Here is a 9146-nt window from a genome sequence, read left to right as displayed (position 1 = left end):
GCGAGGAAGCGAAACGGGACTGCCGACGTGATGTCGGCAGCCGGATACTTCACAGGACGTGAAGATTGGAGGTGTTCCCGTTGAGCCCGAGCCTGAACCGTTCTTTTGCTATGGCCCATGAACGGCCAAGTCGCCAAGCCAACATATAAAAAAGAAAAAGAAAACGTAGGCAGTCAATGAAACCCACATCAATACCACTTACTCAGGGTAGAAGCTATTTCTTGGGTTTTATATTTTCGCATACCCACAAAAAGAGAGCCTCAGTCGCCTGAAGAATCCCCTTCTCGTACACACCTTGCCACTGACCCAAACTGGTTCCTGGCTATTATCTTTTCGCCCCCACATATTGGCTTTAACGACAATCGTTTCTCCATTGCCCGAGATTCCTCGCTGCGCTATTTTTTCACTCTGGTGTTACCATTTCTATATCATATTTATCTCTGTGGCTATATGTTGGTGTTCTTGTTAAACAACGCTTGCTCGGAATGACAGGGGTGGGGAGGGCGCCGCAGGCGACCGAAGAATTCCCTTCTCACATCCCCCGCTGTAAGGGAAAAAGGAAATACAACCTGTCATTCTGAGGGAGCCCTGCTTTTGGGGCGACCGAAGAATCCCCTCCTCGTACACACCTTACCACCGCCATAAACTGGTTCCTAGGCTTCTATCTTTTCCCCGTACAGATATGTTGGCGTCAGCGACATGGAGCGAATGGTTGCCACAGTTCGGTAAAGGCAAGTTTTATATCCGTGAGTTGGCAATTGTTACTACCATGGCTACTTCGGTTTGTTTATTCCGGGCATGTTCAAAAACTTTTCTCAGTCCATCCCAAATTATTTCCGGGGGACCGGATATTTTTGTACTCAAAGGCCCTACCTGGTAACTCAACCCACTATCATTCAGAATTCCGAGCGACTCATTGATGATATGATCCGAATCCGCTGTTTCCATGGGATATAGTGATATTTCTGCCGATATGATTGACCTTCACCTTCCTCAAAACCTGTATTTATTTTCACCCCGTACGGTTTCAGGGTCTGCTTTTCCCGAGTTCAAAAAATTGTTTTGAACAGGGGGCTTTCCTTATCTTTGATCCTCTTCAACATCCTCCTGGCTGCATTTATCTCCAGAACAAGGTTTTCCTTTGATTTCATTTTGACCAGGGCCATGATCAACGTGATTGATTCATCGACCCTATCAATTTGTCGATGATCCATAACCGGGCTCCACAAACAATCTCCCCGGTGCCAAAGTTCTTGCAGCAGGCTGGCTTCCTTTTCGACTTCTCCCCACTGGCCGTTTTCCACGGCTTTTTCCATGGTATCCAGGCAGTCTTTCATCTCCAGGTACAGAGAGCCGGTGAGGGAATAGATTAGCAGTGAGGTACCAACAAGGACAACGAGCAAGATTGAAATGCCTACGGCAGCTTTCATGACATGTTCCCTATTCCTTTCTTTGAACAACCAGTTCGCCGTTGGTGCCCAGGCTGGCCAGAAAAACATCATTGATATTCAGGTAGCCCAGTTTGGACAGTTCCTCTTTCAGCCATGTCTCGTTCAACTTGACTTTGGTCAGCATCTCGTAATTGATATTTCCATCGGCAACCAGGGGATAGGGCAGCCCCTCGTACTGCGTTTCGATATTCAGATCTTCAGGAGTGACGGGACGATGTTGCGATTTGGGGAGAACACTCAATTTCCCGTTGGTCTCCAGAATGGCGAATTCGATATCATTCAGGCTCGGGTAACCCGACAGGCGGATGAGTTCCAACATGTCGTTGATGTTCACTCTCAACTTTTTCAATTCCGCTTCGACGATCCTTCCATTCTCGATGACAATACTTGGCCGCCCATCAAGCAAGGCTCTTATTTTCTCGTTCTTCAACGCGATCAAGGAAAGGATGATCTGTATCGAGAACAGCAACAGGATGGGAATGATCGTGTTGGAAAGAGGAATGGCGATATCTTCCATGGGGATGGCAGCCAATGCCGAAATCATGATGAGAATAGCCAGCTCGTAGGGTTGAAATTCGCCAACCTGCCTTTTACCCATGACCCTGATAACTACAATAACCAGGGTGAAGAGGATCAGGGTGCGGATAAAAACAATTATCATGAACAGCTCTCTCCTGTTGCGCCTTTGTTACATCACGATAATGAGTTCACCTATTAGGATGAAACAAAAAGCAGATATAATTCATTTTTCATCGGCCTCCCGGAATAAAAGCTGTTAATTATATTTAAGTTTTAAGGGGGCGCCGGGGAAAGGATTATGCCTGCATTTGTTGAAGAAAATCACTATCTGATATAATTGACCTGATCAAAAAAAGCAAGGGTGAGAAGGTACAATGGACAATGAAATAGATTTGCGGGAATTTGTCAAGGTTATGTGGAGGGGTAAATATTTTATTGCTGCCATCACGGTGGCCTGTATCCTTGTCGGTTTTTTTCTATTCACCCCTCGTTACTGTACGGAGATACTTATCAACCTGACTCCTTTCGAGAATACGGTTGACGATTACATGAAAATGATCGATTTCTCGGAAATTACGATGGAAACTTCCGCGCGGACAGGGGCAGAGAAACTGGACCTTGCGTGGGAGGATTTAACCGTGATCGGTAGCCGTTCGACACAGAAATTCCTGGGGATCAGGGCGGGGCATGAGCAGGGCGAAAAAAGCAAGGAGGCGGCTGAAACCGCGGCGGCTTTGTTGTTCAAAGCCATACTGCAGAATCAGAAAGAATTTCTTGTGAAGGAGAAGGAGCGGCTGGCCCGCAATCTTGAATATATCGATGCCGAATTTGTTGATAAATATGGCACTGAAATAATGGATGGCAATGCTGAAGAAAATCCGGTTTATAGAGTATTCATGGAAGAGAAGGGCAACCTTCTGGTGCAGATGGAAGAGGTTTCTTTCCGCCTGAAAGAGTTGGAGGAAGGCACTTTCTTCGAAGAAGACCTGTTGATTGTCATGACGAATGCCGACTCCTCATCCCGGATATTCCGGAAGAAATTGTACAATGCTGCCATCATTGCATTTCTGGGTTTTGTACTGGCCACGGGTCTGGTTTTCCTGCGCCACATATATCTCATGCCTCCAACCAATGCCCATGAAAAATCCGACTTGTAACGAGAATGAAAAAATAATAATACCGCAAAAGGAGCCGACTGGTTTGAAAATAATGACGGTTATAGGTGCCCGTCCACAGTTTGTCAAGGCTGCCATGGTTTCCAGGGCCTTGCGTGAAACAGGCAGGATAGAAGAAAAAATCGTGCATACCGGGCAGCATTACGATCATAATATGTCTGCTGTTTTTTTTCAGGAGCTGGGGATGCCTGCCGTGGATTGTTATCTGGGCGTCGGTTCGGGCCCTCACGGGGAGCAGACCGGATTGATGATGGCTGCCGTGGAAAAATATCTCATGCAGGAAAAACCCGACCTGGTTCTGGTTTATGGTGATACAAATTCTACACTTGCCGGTGCCCTTGCCGCGGCCAAGATGCACCTGCCTGTAGCCCATGTCGAAGCAGGATTGCGGTCCTACAATCGGCTGATGCCCGAAGAAATAAACCGTCTGCTTACCGATCATCTTGCTGATTTGTTATACGTTCCCACTGCGCAGGCTGTAGAAAACCTCAAGCTTGAAGGAATTCATGGCGAGAAGGTTTATCTTAGCGGAGACGTGATGTATGATGCCTCCATCTTTTTTGGCCGGGAAGCGGAGAATAAAAGCCGCATTTTACAGCAACTTGGGGTGGAAAACCGGCAATATATCCTGGCTACCGTTCATAGAGCGGAAAACACTGATAACCCTGCTCGGATCAGAGCTATCTTTTACGGGCTTTCCCGGGTGGCAGATCGGTTTCCGGTTGTCATGCCGCTGCATCCCCGCACCCGAAAAATATTATCCCGGGAGGGATTGATCGGGGAAATAGAGAAAAAGTTGCATATCATCGATCCAGTCGGTTACCTCGATATGCTTCTTCTGGAAAAAAAGTCATCCCTGATCGTTACCGACTCCGGGGGTGTACAGAAAGAAGCTTATTTCTACAGGGTGCCTTGCGTCACATTGCGGGATGAAACTGAATGGGGCGAACTGGTCGATGCCGGCTGGAACAGGGTGGTTGTCCCCGAAGGTCATGAGATGGTTGCCGACAGCATTCTATCGGCGCACGGCTCTTCCGGAAGGGTTGACCTGGAATTTTATGGCGATGGCCGTGCCTCCCCAAAAATTGCCGAACACCTTTTAAAGTTTGGCAGATAGATAGGTGGTACAAGAATCGGAGGCATCGATGAAAAACAACCTGATTTTATATATCTGTCATACGGATTTCCGGGATCTTTCCAGCGGATCAAAAGTAAGGCCTTACAAGATGTACAGAGCTTTTCTGGATAAAGGTTACGATGTTCTGTTGATCAACGGGGATATAGATTCGCGGTTGGCAGCATATCGAAGAATCAGAAGACGGATTGCCGATTGCCGATTTTGCTATATTGAACCGAGCACTTACCCGATCCATCCACTGGATTATCATATCTATCTGGGTGTATTCCGGCAGAAGATACCGATCGGGATATTTTATCGAGACGCATATTACAAATTTCCCCATTGGTGGAAAGTTGCCGGCCCAAAAAAATACGAACTGCTGCTGAGGTACAGGATGGATTGGATGTTGTTCAAGAAGGTGGCCAGCGTGATCTTTTTCCCTTCGGCTTCCATGGGGGCAATGTTTGATTTTAACCGCAAGGTTCCCCTGCCCCCCGGTGCGGAAGAAAAATTTGTTGATAGGCCATCCCGTTTCAACAACGCCATTCATGTCGGGGGGATAAATGAAAAATATGGCGCGGATCTGCTCCTGGAGTCTTTCCGGGCCGTCAACAGGGAACAGACGCTCAATCTGAATCTGGTTTGCCGGCGTGAGGATGCGGCATTTTTGAAATATTCGGCTGCCGACCGGTGGTTGAATATCCACCATGCAACCGGAACGGAATTGAAAAAAATATACGCGCAAAGCGATTTCGCTGTTATCCCCAGAAAAAGAGATACCTACAATGATCTTGCCATGCCGGTCAAGCTCTTTGAATATCTTTCCTACGGTCTGCCGATCGTATCAACGGATTGTACCGAGATGGCCGCTTTTATTCGTAAAAACGGGGTGGGCATCGTGACTGCTGACCACATGGAAGGTTTTGTTCGGGGGGTGCGGGAGATGAACAGGGCGCTTGAAAAAGACGATAAATTCAGGGCCAATGTCAAAGAAGCTGTCACCTGCTCAAATATGTGGACCCACCGTGTAGAAACCATCGTTGAAACCCTTGATGAATGATAACGGAGTTGTCTGTTCATGGAGAAGAAGATCGATGTGAAAGTTAACCACGAAATTTTTCCGCTGATTGTAGCGGCGGGCCTGATTATGGCCATCCTGTGGGGAGTTTTGTTTCACGGCCCATCGTTCAAAAAATACATGTTTGCCGCATTGTTCCTGATTGTGCTTGCCTGCTTCTTGATTCTTTATGGATTGAAGAAGAAGATTGTTCTGTCCCGTACAATCATTCCCTTGCTGGCCATCTATATTTTGTTGCCGCCTTTGAGCCTGTCAAGCAGCATCCCCGACCTTCGTTTCGGCTTCATTTTTGTGCTGTTGCTATGGTTGTTGTATTTTCTGGGGCACCGAACCGGCAGACGCCGTGCCTTGTTTGTATGGGACCGTTCCATGATCTGGTTTGTTCTGTTCGGGATTTCTATCTGTGTCTCGATCACTTTTTCAGCCCTCGTACTTGATTATCAGCCGTTACTGCGGGATTGGTTTGAACTGTTGAAAATTGTCCAGTATTTTTTGATCTTCGCCCTCGTAGTTGGCATGGATATCCGGGACGGGGACTACAAAAAGATCTATCTCTGGTCACTGGCGATCTTTGCTCTGGCCGTTTTCTTTGGTTTTGCCCAGTATTTCAACCTATTTGACGTCAACCGGATAATTGTGCCTTACTATACCACGACCCAGCTAAAGGGACTCCTGGTGCACAAAAGGATTATCGGCACGACGGCCAACCCCAACGATTTTGCTGCCCTTCTGGTGATAGGCAGTTCACTGGCACTGAGCGGATTCCTCTATCTGAAGGAGAAATTTTTGCGCTATACGAGTATCATCTGTTTTGTCCTATTTGCCCTGGCCACGGCGCTTACCCTTTCCCGAACCGGGCTGGTAATCCAGATCGTTGCCTGTGCATTCATCCTTTTCGGCCACTACCTCTTTCATCTGGCCCGCTTGAAAAAGATCAGGGTGTTCATCGTTGTAATTGTTGTTTTGCTTCTCATCATCTCTTTGATCGTATGGCTTGCACCGGAAAAGTTTTATATCCGCATGACGAGCGGTCTGAACATAATCGATGACAACAGCTGGCAGCTGAGGATGGGGCGCTGGGGCGAGGCCTTGAATCTCTGGCGGCAATCACCATTTTTCGGTTGGGGGCCGGGGAAGAAGACGATGACGACCATCGTTGACAATGAATGGATTCTGCTGCTGAGGCGTTACGGCATACTGGGGGTCAGTGTTTTTGTACTCTGGTTCGGTGGGTACCTCGTGACCCTGGTGAAATTGGCACGTTCTCTGAACAGGAGGGCAGGTGATGAAGACAGATACCTGAAGGTACTGGTTGTCGCCATGCAAGCAACCTTGGTTTCCTATGCTGTTTACATGATGCCTTCCGCAGTGTATCATTCATTGCAACTGATGCCCATTTTGATGATCTATCTGGGACTGATCCTCGCATCGTTGAATAACAGGAAAAAGGTGTTCTACTGATGGATATAAAAGTACTGGTTATATCGCATATGTACCCCTCCCTGTCCCGGCCGATTGCCGGTATTTTCGTTCATGAACAGGTACAGGCGCTGGTGGAACAGGGATGCGAGGTAATGGTGGTTTCCGCCGTTCCCGTGGCGCCATTTCCACTGAATCGGTTGCGCAAAAAATGGCGTGATTATTCTCTGATTCCTTCACGGGATGTGCTGGACGGGGTTGAAATTCATTACCCGCGCTATCTTTCGTTTCCTGCAAATATCTTTTTTGAACATGCGGGGCTGCTCATGCATCGGGGAATAAGACCCCTGATTGAAAAAATCCATTCCCGTTTCCCTTTTGATATTATCCATGCTCACGTAGCGGTACCCGACGGAGACGCTGCCCTGAAGCTTAAGGAAGAATACAAAAGGCCGCTGGTGGTCACCGTGCACGGCGCTGATTTTGCCTATACCCTTCACAGGAACAAGAAATGCAACGGGGTTGTGAAGAATGTTCTGGCCGGTGCTGACAGGGTGATCACTGTAAGCGAGAGATTGAAAAAGGTTGCCCGGGAGAATATGGCTCATCATGAAAAAGTGCGGACAATCCATAACGGGGTTACGGTTTCAAAGCTAACTGGTGCCTCCGGGAAGAAGAAAACATCGGGGGAAGGAGGGACCATCCTCAGCGTCTCCAACCTGATCAAACTGAAGGGGATCGATTACAATCTTCATGCAGTGGCCGCGTTGATAGAAAAATATGCCCATTTACGCTACATTGTAGTTGGTGATGGTGTGGAACGAAACAATCTGGAACGTCTGGCCGCATCTTTGAAGATAGAAGAACACGTCTGTTTCAAGGGGGAACTTCCCCATGATCAGGTTATGGAATTGATGAACGAGTGTGATATTTTTGCCCTGCCGAGTTGGAATGAGGCATTCGGGGTGGTGTATATCGAGGCCATGGCTGCCGGTAAGCCGGCCGTGGCCTGCCGCGGGGCAGGTATCGAGGATATAATCGAAGATCGGGCGACAGGGATGCTGGTGGAGCCCCGTAACCTGGCTGATTTGACCGCAGCCCTCGACCATCTCCTTGCTTCTCCCCGGGAGGCGCAGGCGATGGGTGCGCGGGCACGTGAGCTGGTGCTTGAGAAACTGACCTGGGAGGAAAATGCCCGTAAAAATATTGAGGTTTACAAAGAGGTGCTGCCAGGGTGAAAGCAAAGGCCATGATCTGCCATCTGACTTCTGTTCACTATGTTTTTGACATCCGCATCTTTCACAAACAGCTTCGCGCGTTGTCCGGGGCCGGTTATGACGTTTCTTTGATTGCTCAACATGAGAAGGATTGTACCATCGACGGGATCCGGATCATTGCCCTCCCTGCCCCGAAAAACCGTCTGCAGAGAATGTTCGGCTTGACATTGAAATTATTAACCCGGGCAATCAAGATAAAACCGGATTTGTACCATTTCCATGATCCGGAGTTGATACCCGTGGGCATCGTACTCAAACTGGTTACCCGCAAAAAGGTTATTTATGATGTCCATGAGGATTATCCGGAGAAGATCCTTACAAAATTCTGGCTTCCCCCTTTTCTGCGACGGGTGATGTCCACTCTGGCGGCGGCCGCGGAACGGGTGGCTGCCCACCTGCTGGATGGTATCGTCACTGTCACCGACGATATCGAGAAAAAGTTTTCCACGAGCCGGGCCAGGGTGGTCCAGGTAAGGAATTATCCCGAATTGAAAGCTTTGCCGTCCAGGGAAAGGGTGCCGCGGGGAGGGGAAGGGGCTGTTCTCATCTATGCCGGGCTCCTGAACGAGGAGCGGGGGATCTATCAATTGGTGCAGGCCATGGAGTTGATCGATGCCCGCAGGGAAATCACCTTGAGGCTGCTGGGCAGGTTTGACAGCATCGATTTTCAAAGAAAGGTTGAACAGCTCCGGGGGTATGAAAGAGTCGATTACCGCGGGTGGCTTGAACAGGAAGAGGTATGGGCGAACTATATGGAAGCAGATATCGGGTTGGTATGTATTCATCCTTTGAAACATCTCACGGTTGCTTTACCCAACAAGCTCTTTGAATATATGTCCGCGGGGCTTCCGGTGATCGCTTCCGATTTTGCTCTCTGGAAAGAGATCATTGGCGCAAGCCGTTGTGGACTGATGGTGAACCCCATGGTTCCCGGGGAAATCGCTGCCGCGGTTGAATATCTTCTGGCCAACCCCGATCGGCGGAAGGAGATGGGGGAAAATGGGAGAAGGATGGTTTTCCTGCGTTACACCTGGGCAAGGGAAAGCAGAAAATTGTTGGATTTTTACAACAAGATTTTGCAGACATGACGGCATGGTCCTGTTCAGC

At 48.5% G+C, this 9146-nt stretch carries 9 protein-coding genes; 6 read left to right on the top strand and 3 right to left on the bottom strand.

Annotation, left to right across the window (positions count from 1 at the left end):
• Window positions 1-738: 738 nt before the first annotated feature.
• The 3 genes from GX364_08570 to GX364_08560 form a co-directional block, all read right to left on the bottom strand.
• Window positions 739-948 (bottom strand): hypothetical protein, encoded by a 210-nt coding sequence (locus tag GX364_08570; protein ID NLI70900.1) that lies wholly within the window; start codon window positions 946-948, stop codon window positions 739-741.
• 101 nt (window positions 949-1049) lie between these two features.
• Complete coding sequence (locus tag GX364_08565; protein ID NLI70899.1) at window positions 1050-1430, bottom strand: DUF4363 family protein; 381 nt, start codon at window positions 1428-1430, stop codon at window positions 1050-1052.
• Window positions 1431-1440: 10 nt separating this feature from the next.
• Window positions 1441-2112, bottom strand: a complete 672-nt coding sequence (locus GX364_08560) for a DUF421 domain-containing protein (protein NLI70898.1) — start codon at window positions 2110-2112, stop codon at window positions 1441-1443.
• Window positions 2113-2344: 232 nt separating this feature from the next.
• Here GX364_08560 and GX364_08555 point away from each other — a divergent pair, with 232 nt between their 5' ends.
• Genes GX364_08555 through GX364_08530 form a run of 6 tightly spaced genes read left to right on the top strand, consistent with a single transcriptional unit; the run spans window position 2345 to window position 9127 of the window.
• Window positions 2345-3127 (top strand): hypothetical protein, encoded by a 783-nt coding sequence (locus GX364_08555; protein ID NLI70897.1) that lies wholly within the window; start codon window positions 2345-2347, stop codon window positions 3125-3127.
• 43 nt (window positions 3128-3170) lie between these two features.
• Window positions 3171-4262, top strand: coding sequence for a UDP-N-acetylglucosamine 2-epimerase (non-hydrolyzing) (gene wecB / locus GX364_08550; GenBank protein NLI70896.1), 1092 nt, complete (start codon window positions 3171-3173; stop codon window positions 4260-4262).
• A 28-nt stretch (window positions 4263-4290) separates the two neighbouring features.
• The gene (locus GX364_08545) at window positions 4291-5325 is read left to right on the top strand and encodes a glycosyltransferase family 4 protein (GenBank protein NLI70895.1); all 1035 of its coding nucleotides are present in this window, start codon (window positions 4291-4293) and stop codon (window positions 5323-5325) included.
• An 18-nt stretch (window positions 5326-5343) separates the two neighbouring features.
• Entirely contained in the window at window positions 5344-6804 is a 1461-nt protein-coding gene (locus GX364_08540; protein ID NLI70894.1) for an O-antigen ligase family protein, read from the top strand.
• Window positions 6805-6809: 5 nt separating this feature from the next.
• Window positions 6810-8000 carry a glycosyltransferase family 4 protein gene (locus tag GX364_08535; protein NLI70893.1) on the top strand — a complete coding sequence of 397 codons (1191 nt, stop codon included), beginning with the start codon at window positions 6810-6812 and terminating at the stop codon, window positions 7998-8000.
• Entirely contained in the window at window positions 7997-9127 is a 1131-nt protein-coding gene (locus GX364_08530; GenBank protein ID NLI70892.1) for a glycosyltransferase family 4 protein, read from the top strand. The genes GX364_08535 and GX364_08530 overlap by 4 nt, the downstream gene beginning before the upstream one ends.
• The last annotated feature ends 19 nt before the right edge of the window (window positions 9128-9146 follow it).

This window comes from Bacillota bacterium, assembly GCA_012518215.1.
Classification (GTDB): domain Bacteria; phylum Bacillota; class Dethiobacteria; order DTU022; family PWGO01; genus JAAYSV01.
The sequence above is the reverse complement of the archived record's forward strand: the minus strand, read 5'-3'. Positions and strand labels throughout refer to the sequence as shown.